This is a genomic window from Nonomuraea sp. NPDC004186 (genome assembly GCF_053603495.1).
Genome location: NZ_JBSGFQ010000008.1, coordinates 82,034 through 102,918, shown reverse-complemented (window position 1 = coordinate 102,918; position 20,885 = coordinate 82,034). Strand labels below are relative to the sequence as shown.

Genomic DNA, 20,885 nt, shown 5'->3' with positions numbered 1-20,885 from the left:
CCGGTATTGCTCTATAGTCAGTCAGAGATAGCGGAGGATCCTCCGTTATCTCTGACATCCTACGTGGACGGGATCCTCATGGCCTCCAGCAACCCCCTTTCCGACGAACAGCCGGTCAACGCCCTTCGGCCCGGCGGGACCGCGCCGTTCGCCGGACGTGCCGTCTCCCGCGTCGGCTACGGCACCGCACAGCTCGAACGCCTGCACCACGACCGCGATACGGCCCTGGCGCTCCTGCGCCGCGCGATCGACCTCGGCGTCGACCACATCGACACCGCCCAGTTCTACGGCAACGGCTTCGCCAACGAGCTCCTGCGCGAAGCGATCCGGCCGCAGGACGACGTCATGGTCGTCAGCAAGGTCGGCGCCGACCCCAACCCCGGCGGCCCGATCCCACTGCGCCCCGCACAGCGACCCGAAGAACTCCGCGCCAGCGTCGAGGACAATCTCATCAGCCTCGGCCTGGAGCAGATCCCGGTCGTGAACCTGCGCCGCCTGGACGCCGGCCCCGGACTACGGGCCACGGGCGAACAGGCGGTCGACCTCGACGACCAGCTCGCCGTGATGACGGCGATGCGCGACGAGGGCAAGATCGGCGCGATCGGGCTGGGCAGCGTCACCCTCGACGGGCTGCGCCGGGCGATACCGGCCGGCATCGCCTGCGTACAGAACGCCTACAGCCTCGTCACCCGCGACGACGAAGCCCTGCTCCAGCTGTGCCAGGCCGAGGGGATCTCCTGGGTCCCGTTCTTCCCCCTCGGTGGCGCCTTCCCCCAGATGCCGAAGGTGACCGACGAGGCGGCCGTCCTCACCGCGGCGGCGTCCCTCGACCGCACACCCTCACAGGTCGGCCTCGCCTGGCTGCTGCACCACGCCCCCCACGTCCTGCTCATCCCCGGCACCTCCAGCATCAAGCACCTCGAAGAGAACATCGCCGCCGCCACGATCACCTTCGACCGCGCCACGCTCAACACGCTCGACGCCGTCCCCTCCCGCTCGGCAGAGGTCCCGCTCGGCTGATCCCCCGCTCGACGCTGAGGTCCGCTGGGGCCGGGATACGGCGTTTGTTCGCGAGCTGGTCGGACACCGCGACGGACCCGACCCCGCCGAAGCCGGCTCAGCCGCGCGCGACGTAGCCGCCGTCGACCGGCAGGGTGACCCCGGTGATATAGCTCGACCGCGGGGAGGCGAGGAAGAGGATCGCTTCGGCGACCTCCTCCGGACGGCCGAGGCGGCCGAGCGGGTTGCCCGTACGCCCCCACTCCTCGAACATCTCTTCACCGAGGGCCTTCACCACGTTGTCGGTCCTGGTGTTGCCAGGGGCGACGGAGTTGACCCGCACCCCGCGATCGCCGAACTCGGCGGCCCAAGAGCGAGTGAGGGCGTCGAGAGCGGCCTTCGTCGCCCCGTACGCGGCGGCGTCCGGGATGCCCTGAAGAGCGGCGATCGAGCTGACATTGACGATGCTGCCGGACCCCTTGGCCCCCATCCTCGGCGCGAGGGCGGCGGTCAGGAAGAACGGCCCCCGCACGTTGGTGTCGAACACCTGCATGAACGACTCCAGATCCTGCTTCGGGGTCGGCATGAAGGGGTAGACGCCCGCGTTGTTGACCAGGATGTCGACGTCGCCGGCCTCGTCGGCAAGCCGCTGCAGCGCGTCCAGGTCGTTGAGATCCGTGGGAACGGCACGAGCCCTGCCACCCGCGGCCTCGATCTCCGCGACCGTCTCGGTGAGGCGATCGGCGCTGCGACCGGCGACGATGACGAAGGCCCCCTCGCGGGCGAGCGCCAGCGCGGCCGCCCGGCCGATGCCCGAGCCGCCTCCGGTCACCAGCGCGGTCTGGTTCTGAAGTTCCATGATCGAGCCTTTGATCAGAGAAATGCCGAGCCTGAGACCGCTCCAGCGAGGACCAGGACCGCGATCACACCCTCTGCCGGCCATCAACGTTCAGCCCGACTCCCGTGACCGAATATGCCCCTGAACAGCCACAATACACGCGACGTCCGACGATCCACTCGGGGCGAAGGTCGGATGTTGGTCAGGTTGTTGCACCATTCCCGCCCGACGCCTTTACGATGTAGATTCGTTCGGCGCAGAAGGACTGGTCGTGCTCATCAGTCCGCACCGCCGAGGCCACCGGGACACCGAGGTCATGGCTCCGCTTTCGACACCGAACCTGGTCGTCAGCGCCTTCCGAGGAAACAACGATGTACCCGCAGCGGTCGTTATTTTCGGTAGCAGATCGACTACAGAATGTTATATTCCCTGATCAGCTCCCCGAAAGGAAACCCGATGCGACGTTTTTCCGCCCTCTCAGCCATGGCCGCCGCCGGCGCGCTCGTGCTCGCCTGCGCCGGTCCCGCCTCCGCCGCGCCAGGGTTCGTACGCCTCTACTCATCTGACGGCCAGGTGGCGACGGTCGTCGATCCGGAGCCCTTCGTCTGCCATCAGGGCTTCGGCGACGACACCGCCGTGGTGAACCGGACCCGGGGCACGATCCTGATCTTCCCGGACTTCGACTGCCGGACCAGGATCTTCGACCCGGTCGAGCCCGGCGAGGACAGGTACGGCAACATCGGCAGCTTCCAGGCGCTCAACTGAGCCGATCCCAGAGGCCCGGCGGCACAGCGGTCGTCGAGACGCTCGGGGTGCCGCCGGTACGGGTACGCGGCAGGCCGTACCGATAGAGGGGGTATCTCCTGATCAGTACAGCCAGATGGCGTTGCGACGGTGTCGGGCAGGGTGGACCTCGAGATCGTCGACGGCCTCGGTGGCGTTGGCGCTCTGGCGGATCGCTTCGAGCTGGAGACGCAGGCGCTGGCGCGCTCGGCGCTCTTCGATCTTGGCCCATTCCGCCACCGACCGGTCCCGACGATCGGCCCTGGCCCAGGAGTAGACGTCGACCCTGCGGCGGACGCAGGCCGGGCATGGTCGATGACCGGCTCGTTCTGCCTCGCGCAGGCACGCGGCGCTGTAACGGAGATCGGCTATCGTCACCGATCGCCACGGGTCTCCCCGCCGATCACCTCCAGCGGGAATCGGGCGGTCAAGGTGATGGGCGGTGCGGGACATGGGGCTCCCCTGGTAGCACCGCCAGGGATCTCCTGGCGGACTACCTGAAGCCGGTCGGCCCCGTTGATCGCTCGTGATCCATGGCCGGACCCTAGCATCGCGGGCAGCGAGGTTGGGAATGCCCTTGGCCGGACTGGCGCGACGGCGAGGAGGAGGCGCGCCGGATCGCGGGGCACGGGCCGGCGATGGGCGCCGAAGCTGGTCCCGCTCTGCGCCCATCGCTTCCTGCCCGGCGGACGCGGCACATCCGGCAGCCCTCGGTGGTCAGTCCCAGTGGCCGGCGGCGGCGGTCTCGACGACGTAGTCCTCGAACGACCTCGGCGGCCGGCCGAGGGCCCGTTCCACGCCGTCCGAGACCGGCGAGCCCCGGCCGTCGCGGACGGCCACGAAGAGGCCGGTGAGCAGCCGGGCGACGTCGGCGGGGACGCCATTGGCGACCTGACGCTCGACGAAGACCTCGGGCTCGACGTCGACGTGACGGATCGTACGCCCGGTGGCCTTGCCGATGAGGTCGGCCGCCTCGCCGAAGCCGATCACCCGCGGTCCGGTCAGCTGGTAGGTCCGGCCGCCATGGCGGTCCTCGGTGAGCGCGGCCGCGGCGACCTCGGCGATGTCCTCGGCGTCGATGAACGGCGTACCCCCGTCACCGGCGGGCAGGACCAGCTCCCCGGAGAGAACCCCCTGCCGCCAGAAGCTCTCACTGAAGTTCTGCGCGAACCAGTCCGGCCGCAGGATGGTCCAGCCGACGCCGGAGTCGCGCACGGCCTGCTCGGCGGGCTTGAGGGGATGGCTGTCGCCGGCCTCGCCGACGCCGTAGGCCGACAGCAGCACCAGCCGCCGCACCCCCGACGCGACCGCCTCGGCCACGAACCCGGGGATGCGCGCGCGGTGGTCGACGCTCCCCCGCAGGTCCGGCTCCATGAGGTAGGCGGCGGTGACGCCGTCGAGCGCGGGCGCCCACGTCGTCGGATCGCCCAGGTCGAAGGGGAGGTCTCCGCTGGTACGGGCCACCGCCCGTACCGGATGGCCGGCGCTCCGCAGACGCCGGACGATGCGGCGGCCGGTCTTGCCGTTGCCGCCCAGGATGAGGATGTTCGTCATTCCCCCAAGGGAACTCCACAACGCGAAGACGATCCATGGGAGAACATCCGGGATACCTTTGTGATCGTCTACCGTGATGGGCATGGATGTCCTGAGCGATCTGCTGCACCGGGCCCGCGCCAGGAACGCGCTGGTCAGGAAGCTGGTCCAGCGGCCGCCGTGGTCGCTGGGCTTCGCCGACGCTCCCCCGCTCACGGTCGTGGCCACGCTCGGCGGCCACGCGTCGGTCCGGCTCGGCGAGGACGCCGCCCCCGTCCATCTCGCCGCCGGTGACATCGCCCTCATCAGCGCCACGAGCCGCTACACGATCGCCGACAGCCCCTCCACCCCACCCCAGGTGGTGATTCAGGGACAGAAGAAGTACGCCGTCGGCGGCGACCAGGTGGCGGCGAACCGGAGCCTGGCGCCCCGCACCTACGGTGACGGCCTGCCCGGGGCCACGGTCATGATCCGGGGCGCGTACGAACTCCGCGGCGACGTGGGCGACCGCCTGCTGGACATGCTCCCGCCGCTGGCGGTCGTGCCCGCCGGGCCGCGGACCCGAGCGGCGCTGGATCTGCTGGCCACCGAGATCGCCTGCGACGAACCCGGCCAGGACGCCATCCTCGACCGCCTGCTGGATCTGGTGCTCGTGCTGGCGTTGCGCGCATGGTGCGCCAGGCCGGATCCGGCCCTGCCCGCCTGGCATCGGGCGCTGGCCGACCCCGCGATCGGGGACGTACTGCGCCTGCTGCACGAGGCCCCCGCCCACCGATGGACGGTCGCCGAGCTGGCCGCCAAGGTCGGCATGTCCCGCGCCGCCTTCGCCGCGCGCTTCACCGGCCTGGTCGGCGAGCCCCCGCTCACCTACCTCACCGGCTGGCGCATGGCCCTGGCGGCGGACCTGCTCCGTGACACCGAGGCGACCGTCGCCACCGTGGCGCGGCAGGTCGGGTACGAGGACGCCTTCGCCTTCAGCGTGGCGTTCAAGCGCGCCCGCGCTCTCAGCCCCTCGGTCTGGCGCCGCCAGGCCCGCTGACCTCCGCCGTCGCGGACCGCGGCGCTAGGCATGGCCGACCTCGCGCAGCCCCGCGAGGGCCGCGGCGGCGAAGGCGGTGGCGACCTCGCCGCCCTGCACCGGCAGCCACACCGCCGAGGTCGACCAGGTCAGCCGGGGTTCGTCGATCGGCCGCCACACCAGCCCGGCGGGCAGCTCGTCGTACGGCTCCTCGTTGAGGTGCGCCCCCAGCCCCGACATGACGAGGCCGTGCACGAAGTGAGGGTTTCTGGCGTGCCTGATCGCGCCGGGCAGGAACCCGTTGTCCCGGCACGCCTCCAGCACGTGGTCGTACAGCTGAGGCGCCATCTCCCGGGGGAAGATCACCAGCGGTGACCCGTCGAGCGAGCGCAGGCGTACCACCTCCTGACCGGCCGCGCGGTGGCCGGCGGGCAGCACCACGCCGAGCCGCCGGTGGACGACCTCGCTCGACTCCAGCCCCACCGTGTCGCAGGGATGCCGGACGAGGCCCACGTCGAGCTCCTCCGCGCGCAGCTTGGCGAGCTGGCTGGCGGTGGTCAGCTCGTGCAGCTCCAGCAGCACGTCGGGAACGCGCTCGGCGAACGTGGCCACCAGCGTCCTGAGCGCCATCGGCGTCGTGTCCGGCGGCACCCCGGCCCGGAGCACGCCCGAGTCGCCCGGGCGGATGCGGCGCATGGCCTCGCGGGCCGCGTCCGCCCGCTCCAGCACCCCGCGCGCGTGCTCGAGCAGCAGCGCGCCGGCCTCGGTGAGCGAGACACGGTGCGGGTTGCGGTCGAACAGCCGGACGCCCAGCTCCCGCTCCAGGTCGCGGATGCGCTGGGACAGCGGCGGCTGCGCCATGTGCAGCCGCTCGGCGGCCCGGCCGAAGTGCAGCTCCTCGGCGACCATGACGAAATACCGCAGGTGGCGTAGCTCCATCAGCCTGACCATATCGCTCTGATATCGCCAAGAGTCCACATTGATGTTGGCCAGCACCCCGCAGGACCTGGTTATATCCCCGACAAGCCCGTTGACCTGCGGAGGGACGCTAGTGAGTGTGCTGCTGGACCGTGACGGACCCGTCGCGGTGATCACCTTGAACCGCCCGGAGAAGCTGAACGCCTGGACCGCCGGGATGCGGGAGCGGCTGATCGAGCTGCTGCGCGCGGCGGGCGCCGACCCGGAGGTGGGCGCCGTCGTCCTCACGGGGGCGGGGCGCGCCTTCTGCGCCGGTCAGGACCTGGGTGAGACGGCCGGGATCGACCCCGACGACCACGCCGCCTCCGACGCCTGGATCGACGGCTTCGACCGGCTCTACCGCGCGGTGCTCGACCTGGACAAGCCGGTCGTGGCCGCGGTGAACGGGGTGGCGGCCGGGTCGGGGTTCCAGTTCGCGCTGCTGGCCGACCTGCGCATCGGCCACGCGGGCACCCGGATGGGCCAGCCGGAGGTGCTGTCGGGCATCCCGAGCATCACCGGCATCTGGGCCATGTGGGGCGTGCTCGGCCGCGCGAAGACCATCGAGTTCGCGCTGACCGGACGCCTGGTGTACGGGGCGGAGGCGGAGCGGCTCGGCCTGCTGACCAGGCTCGTGGCGGAGAACGACGTGCTGGCCGCAGCCGTGGCGCAGGCCAAGGAACTGGCCGCGCTGCCCTCCGGTGCGGTGGCGCTGACGAAGGGCCGGCTCAGGGAGCTGGAGCGGGACGCCCTGGCCGACTCGGTCGCGGCGGCGAAGAAGGTGCACGCCGCCGCGTACGCCACGGGCGAACCCCAGCGGGAGATGGCCCGTTTTCTGAAGGAACGCGCCAAGTGACCGAGTGGAGCGTTCCCGGACGCTACAACATGGCCGTGGACGTGGCCGACCGCCACCCCCGCGAGAACCTGGCGCTGATCTTCGAGGATCACACGGGAGCGCGCGAGGAGGTCCGCTGGGGCGCCGTGCAGGACCGCTCCCGCCAGGTGGCCGCCTGCCTGCACGGCCTCGGCGTCCGCCCCGGCGACCGGGTCGCGGTCATGCTCCCCCAGCGCACCGACACCCCGGCGACGTACCTGGGCGTGCTGCGTACCGGCGCCGTGCTCGTGACCATGTCCCTGCTCTGGGCCGACGACCAGATCGCCTACCGGCTCGCCGACTCGGGCGCGTCCGTGCTGGTCACCGAGGCGGGCGCGATCCGGCGGGCGAGCGGGTACGGCGGGACCGTGGTCGACGTGGACGACCCGGCGATCGGCCTGCTGACGCCGGAGTTCGAGGACGCCGACACCGCCGCCGACGACCCCGCGCTGATCTTCTACACCTCCGGCACGACCGGCCCCGCCAAGGGCATCGTGCACGCGCACCGCACGCTGCTCGGCCACAACGAGTTCCGGCACTGCCACGACCTGCGTCCCGGCGACGTCTTCTACGGCGCGGGAGAGTGGGCCTGGTCGATGGCCAAGCTCATGGGTCCGCTCAGGGCGGGCGCGACGCACCTGGTCTACCGTCCGGCGGCCGGGTTCGACCCGGAGGGGCTGCTGGCCAGCATGGCGCGCAACGGCGTCACGACCGGCCTGGTCAACCCCACGTTCCTGCGCAAGATGCGCGAGCAACTGCCCGACGCGGGCCGCCGTCATCCGCAGCGGTTCCGTACGATCTGCTGCGCCAACGAGCCGCTCACCGCCGACCTGATCGGCTGGTTCCGCGACCAGTTCGGGGTCACGCTGCTCGACTACTACGGCTCCACGGAGTCGTACCCGCTGATCGGGAACTTCCCCGGCGTCCCGGTCAAGGAGGGGTCCATGGGGCGGCCGCTGCCCGGCTGGGACGTGGCGCTCCTCGACGAGCACGAGCGGCCGGTCCCGGCGGGCGAGGTCGGCGAGATCTGCCTGCGGGCGCGGAGCAACCCGCAGTTCCCGCTCGGCTACTGGAACCGCCCCGAGCCCTCCCGGGAGGTGTTCGGCGGCGAGTGGTTCCACACCAAGGATCACGCGCGGGTGGACGAGGACGGCTACTACTGGTTCCTCGGCCGCGTCGACGACGTGATCAAGACCTCCGGCTACCGCGTCGGCCCCGACGAGATCGAGGAGGCGCTGCGCGCCCATCCCGCCGTCGCGGACGTGGGCGTGGCCGGGGTACCCGACCCCGTACGCGGCCAGGCCGTCAAGGCGTGGATCCGGCCGGCGCCCGGCCACCTGCCGGGCGAGGAGCTGGCACGGCAGATCCGCGAGTTCGCCAAGACCACGCACTCGCGCTTCGCCTACCCCAGGGAGATCGAGTTCGTGGACGAGCTGCCCCGGTCGGCGACCGGGAAGATCCAGCGCGCCCAGCTCCGACTCCGTCACCAGAAATAGGGAGCAAGCAATGACCCCCCACGCCTCCACTGACGTCCGGCGCAAGGTCACCCTGGCCTCCGCCATCGGCAACTTCGTCGAATGGTTCGACTCGGCGGCGTACGCGGTGATGTCCGCGACGATCGCCAAGCTGTTCTTCCCCGACTACGACACGACGGCCGGGCTGCTCGCCACCTGGGCGATCTTCGCGGGCGGGTTCGTCGCCCGCCCCCTCGGGGCCGCCTTCTTCGGCAGGTACGGCGACCGCCTCGGCCGCAACAGGATGCTGGCGCTGACTATCCTGACGATGAGCGGCGCCACGTTCCTCATCGGCATCCTGCCCACCTACGCCTCCTGGGGCATGGCCGCGCCGATCCTGCTGTTCCTGCTGCGCTGCGCCCAGGGGTTCTCGACCGGCGGCGAGTACACGGGGGCGTCGGCGTTCATCGTGGAGTACGCGCCGGAGGGGCGGCGGGCCCGCTTCGCCGCCGCCGTGCCGGTGACCGTGGGCCTGGCCAGCGTGGCGGGCTCCGGCGTCGGCTTCCTGATCACCTCGACGGTCACGACCGAGGCGCTGCAGAGCTGGGGCTGGCGCATCCCGTTCCTGCTGGCGGCGCCGCTCGGGCTCATCGGCCTGTACCTGCGGTCCAAGGTCGAGGACACGCCCGTGTTCCGGTCGCTGCAGCAGCACGACGCGGTCGAGCCGGCGCCGCTGCGCGAGGCCGTACGCCGCTGCGGTCGCCAGATCGCGACGCTCTTCGGCTACAGCATCACGAACGCCGTCGGGTACTACCTGATGAGCAGCTACATGATCGCGTACATGTCGGAGGAGCTCGGCTACACCAAGAGCCAGGCCCAGCTCACGAACGTGGTCTCGATGCTCGCCTACAGCGTGGCCTGCCTGTTCGCGGCGGCGGCCAGCGACCGGTTCGGCCGCCGGCCCATGCTCGTCGTCGCGTGCGCGGGCTTCGTGCTGCTGCCGCTGCCGGCGTTCTGGCTGATGGGGTCGAGCCTGGCCGGGGCGATGGTCGGCACGTCGGTGCTGGCGATGCTCGTGGCGGTGATCGGCACCTCCAACGTGCCCGCGCTGGTGGAGATGTTCCCCGCGAAGGTGCGGGCGAGCGGCTCGGCCATCGGGTACACGGCGGCGTACGTGCTGTTCGGCGGCACCGCCCCGTTCGCGGCGACCGGGCTGGTCTCCGCGACGGGCAGCGCCGTCGCGCCCGCCTACTACATGGTGGGGCTCGCGGCCGTGTCGCTGGTGGTGGTGCTGACCTCGTTCAGGGAGACCCGCGGCCTGCGGCTGGACCGGGGCGTGGACGAGGTCACCAGCGGGGCCTGACCGGCGGAGCCGGCCCGTCAGCCGGGGCGGCGGAGGGTACGGCGTACGGCCAGGCCGCCGAGGACCGCCGACGCGAGCGCCAGGATTCCCGCCTCGGTCCACTGGAAGCGCCAGAATCGGGACGCCGGATGGTGGTACACCGCGTACCGGTAGCCCTTGCCGAACAGGCACGCCTGCCACGCCTCGGCGTTCCTGTTGCTCTGCCCCGCGTCCACCCGACGCGGGCAGCCGCTCCCCGACGGCTCGGCTACCTCCCTCCCGGACGGCTCCACCCAGGCGGCGCTCACCATCCGGGCGTCGGGATCGTCCAGCAGCACGGTGCCGGACAGCTCGGTGCGCGCCGGCTCGGCGTAGTAGTCGCTCAGCTGGAACAGGGTGAACATCGTCACCGCCACCCCGGCCACGACCAGCGCCATCGCGGGCAGCGTACGCCGGAACAGGGTGCCGGCCAGCGTGCCCAGCGCGAACGCGTACAGCCACCACGCCGCGGGTTCCACGCCGACCATGTTGAACACGCCGATATTGCCGAACGTGGAGTCGACCCCTTCCCTGAACACCGGCCGCCACAGGCTCACCATGAGCGACAGCAGCAGCCCGCCCGCCACGACCGCCCCGCCCAGGATCGACAGCTTGACCGCCAGCCACCGCCACACGGGCACCGCCTGAGTCCAGGCCAGGCGGTGGGTGCCGCGCTCGTACTCGCGGCCGAGCAGGGGCGCGCCCCAGAACGCCCCGATCAGCGCCGGCGCCACCAGCGGCATCCAGCCGAACACCGAGTAGACCGCGTCGTAGCGCCGCCCGAGCGCCACCGCCAGGTCTCCGCACTCCACAGCGGGCCCCGGGCAGCCGGGCGGGGCGTGCTCGGTCACGTACCGGCTCGCCTCCACCGCCGAACCCAGCAGCAGCACCCCCAGCAGCGCCAGGAAGCCCGCCGTCACCAGGAGCTGCGCCCGGTGCTGGCGCCACGTCACCCAGATCACGCGCTCACCCCCGTCAGCTCCGGAAGTGCCGCCGACTCGGGGCTGCGCAGATAGCCCATGACGAGCTCCTCCAGCCGGGGGCGCCGCGCCTGCCAGCGAGGATCGAGCGGGGGCGCTCCCCTGACCAGCATGCTGACCTGCCTGCCGGCCCGGCTCGCGCTCACCACCTGCATCCCCGCCACCGATGCCCCGTCCGGCCCGGTGAGCACGAGATGCCCGTCGAGGAGGTCCTCGATGTCACCACTGACCTGCAGCCGGCCCCCGTTCAGCACGATCAGCCAGTCGCACGTCTCCTCCAGGTCCGAGACGACGTGCGAGGACAGCAGCACGGTCAGCTCCCGCCCGGCCATCTCCGCCATGATCGAGCGCATCACGCCGTGGCGGGCGAGGGGGTCGAGGTTGGCCAGCGGTTCGTCCAGCACGAGCAGGTCGGGCCGGCAGGCCAGCGCCATCGTGACCGCCACCTGCGCCTGCTGCCCGCCCGACAGCCCGCTCACCTTCCGCTCCAGCGGGATGCCCAGCCGGGCGAGCCGGTCCGCAGCGGCGGCGTCGTCCCAGCGGGTGTTCATGCGGCGGCCGAAGGTGAGCATCTCGGCGACGGTGAAGCTCTCGTACAGCGGCTTGTCCTGGGCCACGAACGCCACCTCGCCGGCCACGCGGACGCTTCCCAGCGCGGGCCGCAGCAGGCCGACGGCCGCGTGCATGAGAGTGGTCTTACCCGCGCCGTTGGGCCCGACGAGCGCCGCCACGCGTCCCGCGGGCACGGACAGCGAGCAGTCGCGTAACACCCACGTACGGCGATAGCGGACCCCCAGGCCAGTCGCCTCCAGCGCGGGACTCATGCCGCACCCGCCTTCGCGGCGTCGGCCAGGACCACGGTGACCAACACCCTCAGGTCCTCCTGGTCGAGCCCGGCCGCGCGGGCCTCGCGCACCCACGCCTCCAGCCCGCGCCGCAGCCGCGTGTGCTCGGCGAGCGTCGCACCCGCGACGCCCCGCTGAACGAACGTCCCCATCCCCTGCCGTCCCTCGACCAGCCCTTCGCGCTCCAGCTCCCGGTACGCCTTGAGCACGGTGTTGGGGTTGATGGCCAGGCTCTCGACCACCTCGCGGGCAGTCGGCAACTGGTCACCGGGCCGCAGCGTACCGAGCCTGAGCGCCTGTTTGACCTGGTGAACGAGCTGCAGGTACGTCGAGACCCCCGAGCCGCGGTCCAGGTTGAACTCGATCAACCGAAAACACCCTTTCACTATTTGAGTAGTGAAAGGGTGTTGTATCCGGGCGTCCGTTGTCAACCCTGCTGTCGTTGCCAGGTTGCGGCCGGCGCGAGAAAGGCCGCGTTCTCCTCCGGCAGGCCCACCGTGACGCGCACGCCCTCCCCCGGGAACGCCCGCACGATCACCCCGCTGGCGTGGCAGTGGTCGGCGAAAGGCGCGCTGTCGTGACCGAGCGGGAGCCACAGGAAGTTCGCCTGGGACGGCGGCAGGTCATAGCCGAGGGCCCGGAGCTCGCCGGTGACGCGGTCGCGCTCTTTGAGGGTGAGGGCGACCCGCCTGTCCACCTCCTCGCGCTCGCGGAGCGCCGCGATCGCCGCCTCCTGGGCGAGGGCGCTGACGCTGAAGGGCGTCTGCGTCTTGCGAACCTGGGCGATGATCTCCGGTGGCCCGACGCAGTAGCCGACCCGCAGCCCGGCCAGCGCGTACGCCTTGGAAAAGGTTCGGAGCACGACGACGTTCGGCCGGTCGCCGAAGAGCGCGAGCGCGTCCGGCACGGCGGACGGGTCGGCGTACTCGTGGTAGGCCTCGTCCACGGCGACCAGCACGTGCTCGGGCACCTGGTCCACGAAGGCGCGCAGGGCGGCCTCGCCGACGGGGGTGGAGGTCGGGTTGTTCGGGTTGCAGACGAACACCAGCCTGGTCCGCGGGGTGATGGCCGCCGCCATGGCCTGGAGGTCCTGGACGTGGTCGCGCAGCGGGACCCGTACGGGGACTCCGCCCGCCACCGTGGTCAGGATCGGGTACGCCTCGAACGACCGCCACCCGAAGACCACCTCGCTGCCCGGCCCGCACACCGTGTGCAGGACCTGCCCGCAGACCTCGGACGAGCCCGCCCCCACGGCGATGCGATCGGTGCTCACCTCGTGGCGGGCGGCCAGCGCTTCGAGCAGGCGGGCGGCCCCCATGTCCGGGTACCGGGACAGGCCGCCGGTCAGCTCGGCCAGGCGGGCGGCGACGCCGGGCAGCAGGCCGTACGGGCACTCGTTGCCGGCCAGCACGACGGCCCCGGGCGACTTGCGGCCCGGCACGTAGGACTGGAGGTCGAGCAGAGACGAGCGTACGTTGACCACCTGATGTCACTTCCTTCCGTCAGACGTGGGCGAGCAGGACGGCGGGGTGCTCCACGCAGTCGGCCACGAAGCGCAGGAAGCCGCCTGCCGCGCCGCCGTCGCAGACCCGGTGGTCGAACGTGAACGACAGCTGGGTGACCTTGCGGGGCACGACCGCGCCGTCCTTCACCCAGGGGCGGTCGATGATGCGGCCGACGCCGAGGAGCGCCGCCTCGGGGTGATTGATGATCGGGGTGGATCCGTCCACGCCGAAGACGCCGTAGTTGTTGAGCGTGAACGTGCCCCCGGTCAGCGCCGCGGGCGGCAGCGTGCCTTCGCGGGCGAGGGCGGTGAGCCTGGTCAGTTCGGCGGCGAGCTGCGCGGTCGTCATCAGGTGCGCGTCGCGGACCACCGGCACGACCAGGCCGCGATCGGTCTGGGCGGCGAAGCCGAGGTTGACGTGGCCGTGCCGGACGATCTCGGCGCGGGCGGTGTCGACCGAGGAGTTCAGCTCGGGGAAGCGGCGCAGGGCGGCCACGCAGCTGCGGGCCAGGAGCGCGAGCAGCCCTATGCCGAGGTCCGGGCGATCCCGCCGGAGCGCGTCCTTGACCTCGAGCAGGCCGGTGGCGTCGACGTCCACCCAGGTGGTGGCGTCGGGGATCTCGGTACGGCTGCGGCTCAGCTTGTCGGCCACCGCCCGCCGCAGCCCGCGCAGGGGGATGCGCTCGGTCCGGAGCGGGGTTCCGGTTCCGGTCGCCTCCGATGCCGTCCGGGTCGCGGCGGACGCTGTCCCGGTCGCGGCCGGCGTCGTCTCGGTCGCTCCCGGTGTCGCCGGGGCGACGGTGGAGGCGGCGGGGACGGTGGAGGCGGCGGGGGTGGCCATGGCGCGTTCGACGTCGCGGCGGAGGATCACGCCGCGGGGTCCGGTGGGGGTGACGGCGGAGAGATCCACCCCGTGCTCGTGAGCGAGCCTGCGCACGAGCGGGGAGATCACCCGAGGCGCCTGCCGCTCACCAGCCGCGGCCGGGGAAGCAGGCGCGGCCGGCGAGGTGGACGCGGGCCGGGAGGCCGGAGCCGTAGGTGGCTGGCCGGGGGTTGCGGGGGCCTTTCGGGAGCGTCGGCGGGTGGTGGGGGTGTGGCCGGTGCCGTAGCCGATGAGGACATTTCCGGATCCGGCGCGTTCCTCCTCCCGGTAGCGCTCCGCGGCGGCCGAACCGCCCACGCCGCCCGCCGGCCCGACCTCGATGAGCGGCTCCCCCACCGACAGGACGGCCCCCGCCGAAGCGTGCAGGCTCAGCACCGTCCCCGCGTACGGCACAGGCACCTCCACCGCCGCCTTGGCGGTCTCGACCTCCACCACGATCTGGTCGATCTCGACGGTGTCCCCGACGGCGACCTTCCAGTCGACGATCTCGGCCTCCGTCAGCCCCTCGCCCAGGTCGGGCAGGCGGAACACGTGCCGCGTCATCACGCCTCCCCGCCCAGGTGCGCCAGATCGGGCTCGTCACCGAACTGGAGCCGATCCACCGCGTCCAGCACCCGGTCGGCGTCCGGCAGATGCGAGTGCTCGAGGATCGGAGGCGGGTACGGGATGTCGAACCCCGTGACCCGCAGCACCGGCGCCGCCAGCGAGTGGAAGCACCGCTCCTGCACGCGGGCCGCGATCTCCGCGCCCACCCCGGCGAAGCCCTGGGCCTCCTGGATCACCACGCAGCGTCCGGTCTTGCGTACGGAGGACACGACGGTCGAGTCGTCGAACGGGACGATCGTCCGCAGATCCACCACCTCCAGGGCGAGCCCGTCCCTGGCCGCGGCGTCGGCGGCCTGGAGCGCCACCGAAACGCTCGGCCCGTAGGCGACCAGCGTCGCGTCGCGGCCCTCGCGCAGCACCGCCGCCCGCCCGAACCCCGCCGCCCGCCGGTCCCCGACGGACGTCTCGCCCTTGGACCAGTACAGGCGCTTGGGTTCCATGAAGATCACCGGGTCGGGGTCGGCGATGGCGTCGCGCAGCAGCCAGTACGCGTCGTCGGCCGTCGCGGGGGTCACGACCTTCAGGCCGGGCGTGTGCGCGTAGTACGCCTCGCTGGAGTCGCAGTGGTGCTCGACCCCGCCGATGCCGCCCGCGTACGGGATCCTGATCACCATCGGCAGCGACAGCCGCCCGCGCGTGCGGTTGCGCAGCTTGGCCACGTGCGAGGCGATCTGTTCGAAGGCCGGGTAGGCGAACGCGTCGAACTGCATCTCGATCACCGGCCGGAAGCCGCCCATGGCCAGTCCCACGGCCAGCCCCACGATCCCGGCTTCGGCCAGCGGGGTGTCGAAGCACCGCTCCTCGCCGAACTCCTTGGTCAGCCCGTCGGTGATGCGGAAGACGCCGCCCAGCGGGCCCACGTCCTCACCGAAGACAAGAACGCGTTCGTCCTCGCGCAGGGCGTCCCGAAGCGCGGCGTTCAGCGCCTGCGCCATGCTCAAGGTGGTCATCAGTCCTCCAGCTCGGACGCCAGCAGGGCCCGCTGCTCGCGCAACTGGGGCGTGGCCTCGGCGAAGACGTGCTCGAACAGCTCGAACGGATCCACCTTCGGGTCGGCGTTCATCTCCGCGCGCACCCGGGCGGCGAACTCCTCGGCGGCCTCGTGCGCCGCGTCGACGGCCTCGGCGTCGAGTACGCCGCGCCCACGCAGGTAGGTCTCCAGGCGGGCGAGCGGGTCGGCCGCCTCCCACTGCTCGACCTCCCGCTTGTCCCGGTACCGGGCGGCGTCGTCGGCGTTGGTGTGGGGGTCCATCCGGTACGTGTGCGCCTCCACCAGGAAGGGGCCGCCGCCCGTACGCGCGTGCTCCACGGCCGCGGTCAGGACGGACAGCACCGCGACGAGGTCGTTGCCGTCCACCTGCTCGGAGCGGATGCCGTACCCGATGCCCTTGTACGCGAGCGCGGGCGCGGCGCTCTGCTTGGCCAGCGGCACGGAGATCGCGTACTTGTTGTTCTGCACGAAGAACACGACGGGCGCGTGCAGGACCGCGGCGTAGTTCAGCGCCTCGTGGAAGTCGCCCTCGCTGGTGCCGCCGTCGCCGATGAAGGCCATGACGACGCCGTTCTCGTTCTTGCGGCGCAGGGCGTCGGCCATGCCCACGGCGTGGATGGTCTGGGTGGCCAGCGGGGTGCACTGGGGCGCGACCCGGGTGGCGGCGGGGTCGTACCCGCAGTGCCAGCCGCCCCGCAGCAGGGTCAGCACCTCGACGGGGTCGAGGCCCCGGGAGACCAGCGCCACCGAGTCCCGGTAGGTCGGGAACAGCCAATCGTCCTCGCGCAGCGCGAGCACCCCGGCGATCTGGCAGGCCTCCTGCCCGCGACTGGAGGGGTAGACGGCCAGGCGCCCCTGCTTGGTCAGCGCGGTCGCCTGGCGGTCGAAGCGGCGGCCGACGACCATCCGGCGGTAGGCCTCCAGCAACCGCTCCTCCTCCGGCACCTGGTAGCCGGTGGGCGGCTGGACCGCCGTGCCGTCCTCGGCGACGAAGCGCCCCGGCACGGGTGAGGGCAGAAGGACGTCGACGGACATGCGACGCTCCCTTTCTCTGGACGTTTGACAGGGAAAGCGTCCGCGCGTGGGGCCAGGCGTTCAAGACATCAGGCATGATGAGCGACAAAAGGTCTGAAACCAGTCTTCAGGAGGACCGATTGTCGTTCAACGACGGTGTCGGAGAGGGGTCGGCGGGACATTCGGCCGCGCCGCTGGACGGGGTGGATCGGGCGATCATCGCCGAGCTGCGGCGGGACGGCCGGATCTCGATGCGCACCCTCGCCGAGCACGTGCACGTCTCCCGGGCCAACGTCTACGCCAGGATCACCCGGCTGATGGACGCCGGGGTGATCACCGGCTTCACGGCGCGGATCGCGCCGCACAAGGCCGGCCTGGGCACCAGCGCGTACGTCTCGCTCACCATCGAGCAGAACTCCTGGCGCGCGGTGTCGGCCCGGCTCCGGGAGACTCCGTACGTCGAGAACTTCGCCCTGGTCGGCGGCGACTACGACGTCCTGGCGCTGGTCAGGACCCCGGACAACGCGACGCTCCGGCACGTGGTGCTGGAGCTCATCCAGGACATCCCGGGCATCCGCGCCACCCGTACGTGGCTGGTGTTCGAGGAGGCCCGCGGCGCCGGAGCCGGGTGAGCGGTCAGCGTGCCCGCAGCGCCTTGTACTCGCCGAGCAGTGCCTCCAGGCTCCGCACCATGAACGTGTAGTACTCGTACATCTCGGACATGCGGGCGCGCTGCCGGTCGGGGAGATCGGCCGAGCGGGCCCGGGCGTTCTCGGCCAGAGAGAGCAGCTCCGTCGTCTGCTCCAGCTGGTGCTGCAGGCAGCCGATCCAGGCGTCCTCGCGCCACTCGTAGACGTACTGCCGGGACCCGGACTCCTTGAACCGCCGTACGGTCCCGTTGACCACGAGCAGGCGGGTCGTCTCCGAGACCGAGCCCTTGCTGGCGTCCAGGGCGGCCTGCAGCTCGTCCATCGTCATGGGCGTCTCGCTCAGCATGAGCACCCCCGCGGCGCGCCCAGCCATCGGCGGCCAGCCCATCGCGCGGCCGATGCGCAGGCCGAAGTCGTCGATCAGGGGGTTCACGTCACCGACGGACACCAGCGGAACACCATCCGTTCAGAAAAAAATGAACTTTCACTATTGACTGAACTTTCTGCTGGGGGCAGTCTACCGGCTAACGGTGGCCCGGGCGGTTCCGGGCCGAGCGCAGGAGGTTCGCCGTGACAGACACGGGCTGGGACATCATCGTCGTGGGAGCGGGTTCCGCCGGCGCGGCACTCGCCGCCCGCTCCGCCGAGCGGGGCAAGCGCGTCCTGCTGCTGGAGGCCGGCCCCGACTACCGTTCGGCGCGGATGCACGAGGCCTGGCGCTCGCCGAACCCGGTCCGCGCGCTGCTGGACCCCACCGCCGTCGAGGGCATGGTGTGGATGGGCGTCACCTCCTCCCGCACCGACAGGCAGGCGCCGGCTCCGTACTGGCGGGGCAGGGGCGTCGGCGGCAGCTCGTCGATCAACGGGCAGATCGCGATCCGCCCGCCGATGGAGGACTTCGACGACTGGGCCGCGGCGGGATGCGCCGGCTGGTCGTGGCGGGACGTGCTGCCGTACTTCGCGAAGCTGGAGGACGACGAGGAGTTCGGCGACGAGCCGTACCACGGGCGGGGCGGGCCGACTCCGATCTTCCGGATGCCGCGCGAGCGGTGGGGCGGGGTGGACGCCGCGCTGGCCGCCGCCGCGCTGGCGGCCGGGCACGCCTGGGCGCCGGACGTGAACGCGCCCGGCGCCGCCGGGGTCTCCCCCTACCCGATCAACTCGCGCGCCGGGCGCCGGGTCACGGTCAACGACGGCTACCTCGAGCCCGCCCGGTCCCTGGCCGGCCTCACCGTCCGCGGTGACGCCCTGGTCGACCGGGTCCTCTTCGCCGGTGACCGCGCCGTCGGCGTGCGGGCCGTCGTGGGCGGGACGGCGGTGACCGAGTACGCGGACGAGATCGTCCTCAGCGCGGGCGTGATCCACTCCCCCGCGATCCTCATGCGCTCGGGCGTCGGCCCGGCCGCCGACCTGCGCCGCCTGGGGATCACGGTACGGCGGGACCTCCCGGTCGGGCTCGGCATGCAGGACCATCCGATGATCGTCGTCGAGCTGCCGCTGACCCAGGAGGCCGCCATCAAGACGGCCGACGACCGCCACACCAACGTCTGCGTCCGCTACACGAGCGGCCCCGGTGGGCTGCCGCACGACATGATGTTCGTCTCGCTGAACCAGAACGTGCTGTCCATGGAGGCCGCCGACACCCGCTTCCCGGCGGGCGGCTTCGGCGTGTGGCTCAACCAGAACCACTCGCGCGGCGTGCTGACGCTGACCTCCGCCGACCCGCAGGCCCAGCCCGAGGTGCGCGAACGCATGCTGTCGGACTCCCGCGACCTGGAACGCCTGCGCGATGGCGTGCGCGCCCTGGTCGGGCTGGCGCGCGGCCCCGAGGCGGCCACGATCGTCGCGGGCTCCGGCTCCGTGGAGGCCGGCAACAAACGGCTGTTCGCGGTGCTGGACGACGACGCCGCGCTCGACGAGCACATCCTCGCCACCGCGGTCGACGCCCAGCACGGCACCAGCACCTGCCGGATGGGCGCGCCCGGGGACGCCGCCACGGTGGTGGACCCGTCGTGCCGCGTCCTCGGGGTCGAGGGGCTGCGCGTGGTGGACGCGTCGATCTTCCCGTCCGTACCCCGGGCCAACACCAACCTGGCATCGATCATGGTCGGCGAGCTCATGGCCGACCGCCTCTAAGGAGCCCTGTGAAAACCCTGCAGAACCTGATCGGCGGCATCTGGGAAGACTCCCGGGGCGACGCGTTCCACGAGGTGGTCAACCCCGCGACCGAGGAGGTCGTCGCCCGCTGCCCCAGCGGCTCACCGCAGGACGTACGCCTGGCCGTGGACGCGGCCGTGCGCGCGCAACCGGCCTGGGCCGCGCTGACCGTCGCCGAACGGGTGGAGCGGCTGTCCCGATGGGCGGACACGGTCGCCGCCCACGCCGGCGAGCTGGCGGAGATCGAATGCCGGGAGATGGGCAAGCCCGTCGCCCTCGGCCGGGCCTTCATCGGCGGCGCGGCGACGGGGTTCAAGGCGGCGGCGGCCGAGGCCCTGGAGTACGCGTTCGAGGAGACCGTCCCGGCGCCTGACGGGGGCAGCACCACGATCGTGCGCGCCCCGCTCGGCGCGACGGCCGTGATCGTGCCGTGGAACTTCCCCGTGCCCATGACCCTGGGCGCGCTCGGCCCGCTGCTGGCCGCCGGGAACACCGTCGTGCTCAAGCCGTCCGAGCGCTCGCCGATGTCGGCGGTGCGGCTGCTGGAGCTGATGGACCTGCCGCCCGGCGTGGTCAACCTGGTCCTCGGCGACTCCCGCGCGGGCGCGCCGCTGGTGGCCGACGAACGCGTCGGGCTCGTGCACTTCACCGGCTCCGTCGAGTCCGGGCGCAAGGTCGGCGAGCGGACCGGGGCGCTGCTGCGCCGCTCGATCCTGGAGCTGGGCGGCAAGGACCCCGTGGTGGTCGACGCGGGGGTGGACCCGGTCGCCACCGCCGCCGCGGTCGCGTTCGGCGCCTTCGCGAACTCCGGCCAGATCTGCACCTCCATGGAACGCGTCTACGTGCACCGCGACGTCGCCGAGCCGTTCATCGAGGCCCTGGTCGAGGCCGCGGGGACGTACGCGCTCGGCGACGGGCACGACGCGGGCACCGTCCTCGGCCCGCTGGTCGATCAGCGGCAGCGCGACATCGTGGCACGGCACGTCGCCGACGCGGTCTCGCGCGGCGCGACCGTACGGGCCGGCGGGGTGGTGCCCGAGGGCAGGGGCTTCTTCTACCCCGCGACCGTGCTCACCGGCGTGGACGAGTCCATGCTGGTCATGACCGAGGAGACCTTCGGCCCGATCGCCCCGGTCGTCGTGGTCTCCTCCTTCGAGGAGGGGCTGGAGCGGGCGAGCGCGTCACGCTTCGGCCTGGCCGCCACCGTGTACACCGCCGACCCCGCGCACATGGCGGCCGCCCGCCGCATCCCCGCCGGTGTCGTGTGGGTGAACCAGTGGCAGGGCGGCGGCCCCGAGCGGCTGTACGAACCGGCCGGGGACAGCGGCATGGGCGCGACCGGCTCCCGCGCCGCCTACGACGCGGCCACCCGCCCCACCTCGATCCACACCGCCCCCGCCGCGTGACGGGGACCCCAG

Annotated in this window: 21 protein-coding genes; 9 read left to right on the top strand and 12 right to left on the bottom strand. The window is 72.2% G+C overall.

Features of this window, described 5'->3' with window-relative positions; translation table 11 throughout:
• Window positions 1-63 precede the first annotated feature (63 nt).
• A complete protein-coding gene (locus ACWEPL_RS08965) occupies window positions 64-1,020 on the top strand; it encodes an aldo/keto reductase (RefSeq protein WP_452435657.1) in 957 nt (318 codons plus the stop codon).
• Window positions 1,021-1,117: 97 nt separating this feature from the next.
• On the opposite strand, the gene ACWEPL_RS08960 is transcribed toward ACWEPL_RS08965, so the two are convergent.
• Window positions 1,118-1,858: an SDR family NAD(P)-dependent oxidoreductase gene (locus ACWEPL_RS08960; protein WP_363967929.1), complete on the bottom strand. Its 741-nt coding sequence runs from the start codon at window positions 1,856-1,858 to the stop codon at window positions 1,118-1,120.
• A 435-nt stretch (window positions 1,859-2,293) separates the two neighbouring features.
• Here ACWEPL_RS08960 and ACWEPL_RS08955 point away from each other — a divergent pair, with 435 nt between their 5' ends.
• Window positions 2,294-2,602 (top strand): hypothetical protein, encoded by a 309-nt coding sequence (locus ACWEPL_RS08955; RefSeq protein ID WP_452435656.1) that lies wholly within the window; start codon window positions 2,294-2,296, stop codon window positions 2,600-2,602.
• Window positions 2,603-2,704: 102 nt separating this feature from the next.
• On the opposite strand, the gene ACWEPL_RS08950 is transcribed toward ACWEPL_RS08955, so the two are convergent.
• Window positions 2,705-2,860, bottom strand: a complete 156-nt coding sequence (locus ACWEPL_RS08950) for a hypothetical protein (protein WP_363967933.1) — start codon at window positions 2,858-2,860, stop codon at window positions 2,705-2,707.
• A 477-nt stretch (window positions 2,861-3,337) separates the two neighbouring features.
• Window positions 3,338-4,174 carry an NAD(P)H-binding protein gene (locus ACWEPL_RS08945; protein WP_452435655.1) on the bottom strand — a complete coding sequence of 279 codons (837 nt, stop codon included), beginning with the start codon at window positions 4,172-4,174 and terminating at the stop codon, window positions 3,338-3,340.
• A gap of 82 nt (window positions 4,175-4,256) precedes the next feature.
• Here ACWEPL_RS08945 and ACWEPL_RS08940 point away from each other — a divergent pair, with 82 nt between their 5' ends.
• Entirely contained in the window at window positions 4,257-5,192 is a 936-nt protein-coding gene (locus ACWEPL_RS08940; protein ID WP_452435654.1) for a cupin domain-containing protein, read from the top strand.
• 24 nt (window positions 5,193-5,216) lie between these two features.
• Here the strand turns inward: ACWEPL_RS08940 and ACWEPL_RS08935 are convergent, their stop codons facing one another.
• On the bottom strand, window positions 5,217-6,110 hold the full coding sequence (locus ACWEPL_RS08935; RefSeq protein ID WP_350742003.1) for a LysR substrate-binding domain-containing protein: 894 nt from the start codon (window positions 6,108-6,110) through the stop codon (window positions 5,217-5,219).
• Window positions 6,111-6,228: 118 nt separating this feature from the next.
• On the opposite strand from ACWEPL_RS08935, the gene ACWEPL_RS08930 reads away from it, so the two are divergent.
• From ACWEPL_RS08930 to ACWEPL_RS08920, 3 genes are read left to right on the top strand one after another with little or no spacing between them, the layout of a single operon-like run.
• Window positions 6,229-6,984 carry an enoyl-CoA hydratase/isomerase family protein gene (locus ACWEPL_RS08930; RefSeq protein ID WP_452435653.1) on the top strand — a complete coding sequence of 252 codons (756 nt, stop codon included), beginning with the start codon at window positions 6,229-6,231 and terminating at the stop codon, window positions 6,982-6,984.
• On the top strand, window positions 6,981-8,498 hold the full coding sequence (locus ACWEPL_RS08925; RefSeq protein WP_452435652.1) for an acyl-CoA synthetase: 1,518 nt from the start codon (window positions 6,981-6,983) through the stop codon (window positions 8,496-8,498). Before ACWEPL_RS08930 ends, ACWEPL_RS08925 begins: the two co-directional genes overlap by 4 nt.
• A 10-nt stretch (window positions 8,499-8,508) precedes the next feature.
• Window positions 8,509-9,819 (top strand): MFS transporter, encoded by a 1,311-nt coding sequence (locus ACWEPL_RS08920; RefSeq protein WP_452435651.1) that lies wholly within the window; start codon window positions 8,509-8,511, stop codon window positions 9,817-9,819.
• A gap of 17 nt (window positions 9,820-9,836) precedes the next feature.
• Here the strand turns inward: ACWEPL_RS08920 and ACWEPL_RS08915 are convergent, their stop codons facing one another.
• The 7 genes from ACWEPL_RS08915 to pdhA are packed head-to-tail and all read right to left on the bottom strand — an operon-like array spanning window position 9,837 to window position 16,681.
• Entirely contained in the window at window positions 9,837-10,799 is a 963-nt protein-coding gene (locus ACWEPL_RS08915) for an ABC transporter permease (RefSeq protein ID WP_355196916.1), read from the bottom strand.
• A complete protein-coding gene (locus tag ACWEPL_RS08910) occupies window positions 10,796-11,641 on the bottom strand; it encodes an ABC transporter ATP-binding protein (RefSeq protein WP_452435650.1) in 846 nt (281 codons plus the stop codon). The genes ACWEPL_RS08915 and ACWEPL_RS08910 overlap by 4 nt, the downstream gene beginning before the upstream one ends.
• The gene (locus ACWEPL_RS08905; RefSeq protein WP_363967948.1) at window positions 11,638-12,030 is read right to left on the bottom strand and encodes a GntR family transcriptional regulator; all 393 of its coding nucleotides are present in this window, start codon (window positions 12,028-12,030) and stop codon (window positions 11,638-11,640) included. The genes ACWEPL_RS08910 and ACWEPL_RS08905 overlap by 4 nt, the downstream gene beginning before the upstream one ends.
• Before the next feature lie 59 nt (window positions 12,031-12,089).
• Entirely contained in the window at window positions 12,090-13,145 is a 1,056-nt protein-coding gene (hisC, locus tag ACWEPL_RS08900) for a histidinol-phosphate transaminase (protein ID WP_452435649.1), read from the bottom strand.
• Window positions 13,146-13,164: 19 nt separating this feature from the next.
• Window positions 13,165-14,592, bottom strand: a complete 1,428-nt coding sequence (locus ACWEPL_RS08895; protein WP_452435648.1) for a dihydrolipoamide acetyltransferase family protein — start codon at window positions 14,590-14,592, stop codon at window positions 13,165-13,167.
• On the bottom strand, window positions 14,592-15,605 hold the full coding sequence (locus ACWEPL_RS08890) for an alpha-ketoacid dehydrogenase subunit beta (protein ID WP_452435647.1): 1,014 nt from the start codon (window positions 15,603-15,605) through the stop codon (window positions 14,592-14,594). Before ACWEPL_RS08890 ends, ACWEPL_RS08895 begins: the two co-directional genes overlap by 1 nt.
• Window positions 15,605-16,681: a pyruvate dehydrogenase (acetyl-transferring) E1 component subunit alpha gene (gene pdhA, locus ACWEPL_RS08885; protein ID WP_452435646.1), complete on the bottom strand. Its 1,077-nt coding sequence runs from the start codon at window positions 16,679-16,681 to the stop codon at window positions 15,605-15,607. Before pdhA ends, ACWEPL_RS08890 begins: the two co-directional genes overlap by 1 nt.
• Window positions 16,682-16,800: 119 nt before the next feature.
• On the opposite strand from pdhA, the gene ACWEPL_RS08880 reads away from it, so the two are divergent.
• A complete protein-coding gene (locus ACWEPL_RS08880) occupies window positions 16,801-17,292 on the top strand; it encodes an Lrp/AsnC family transcriptional regulator (RefSeq protein WP_452435645.1) in 492 nt (163 codons plus the stop codon).
• 4 nt (window positions 17,293-17,296) lie between these two features.
• Here ACWEPL_RS08880 and ACWEPL_RS08875 read toward each other — a convergent pair whose 3' ends face one another.
• Complete coding sequence (locus ACWEPL_RS08875) at window positions 17,297-17,758, bottom strand: GbsR/MarR family transcriptional regulator (protein WP_452435644.1); 462 nt, start codon at window positions 17,756-17,758, stop codon at window positions 17,297-17,299.
• Between the two features lie 122 nt (window positions 17,759-17,880).
• On the opposite strand from ACWEPL_RS08875, the gene ACWEPL_RS08870 reads away from it, so the two are divergent.
• A complete protein-coding gene (locus tag ACWEPL_RS08870) occupies window positions 17,881-19,446 on the top strand; it encodes a GMC family oxidoreductase (RefSeq protein WP_452435643.1) in 1,566 nt (521 codons plus the stop codon).
• An 8-nt stretch (window positions 19,447-19,454) separates the two neighbouring features.
• The gene (locus ACWEPL_RS08865; RefSeq protein WP_452435642.1) at window positions 19,455-20,873 is read left to right on the top strand and encodes an aldehyde dehydrogenase family protein; all 1,419 of its coding nucleotides are present in this window, start codon (window positions 19,455-19,457) and stop codon (window positions 20,871-20,873) included.
• Window positions 20,874-20,885 lie beyond the last annotated feature (12 nt).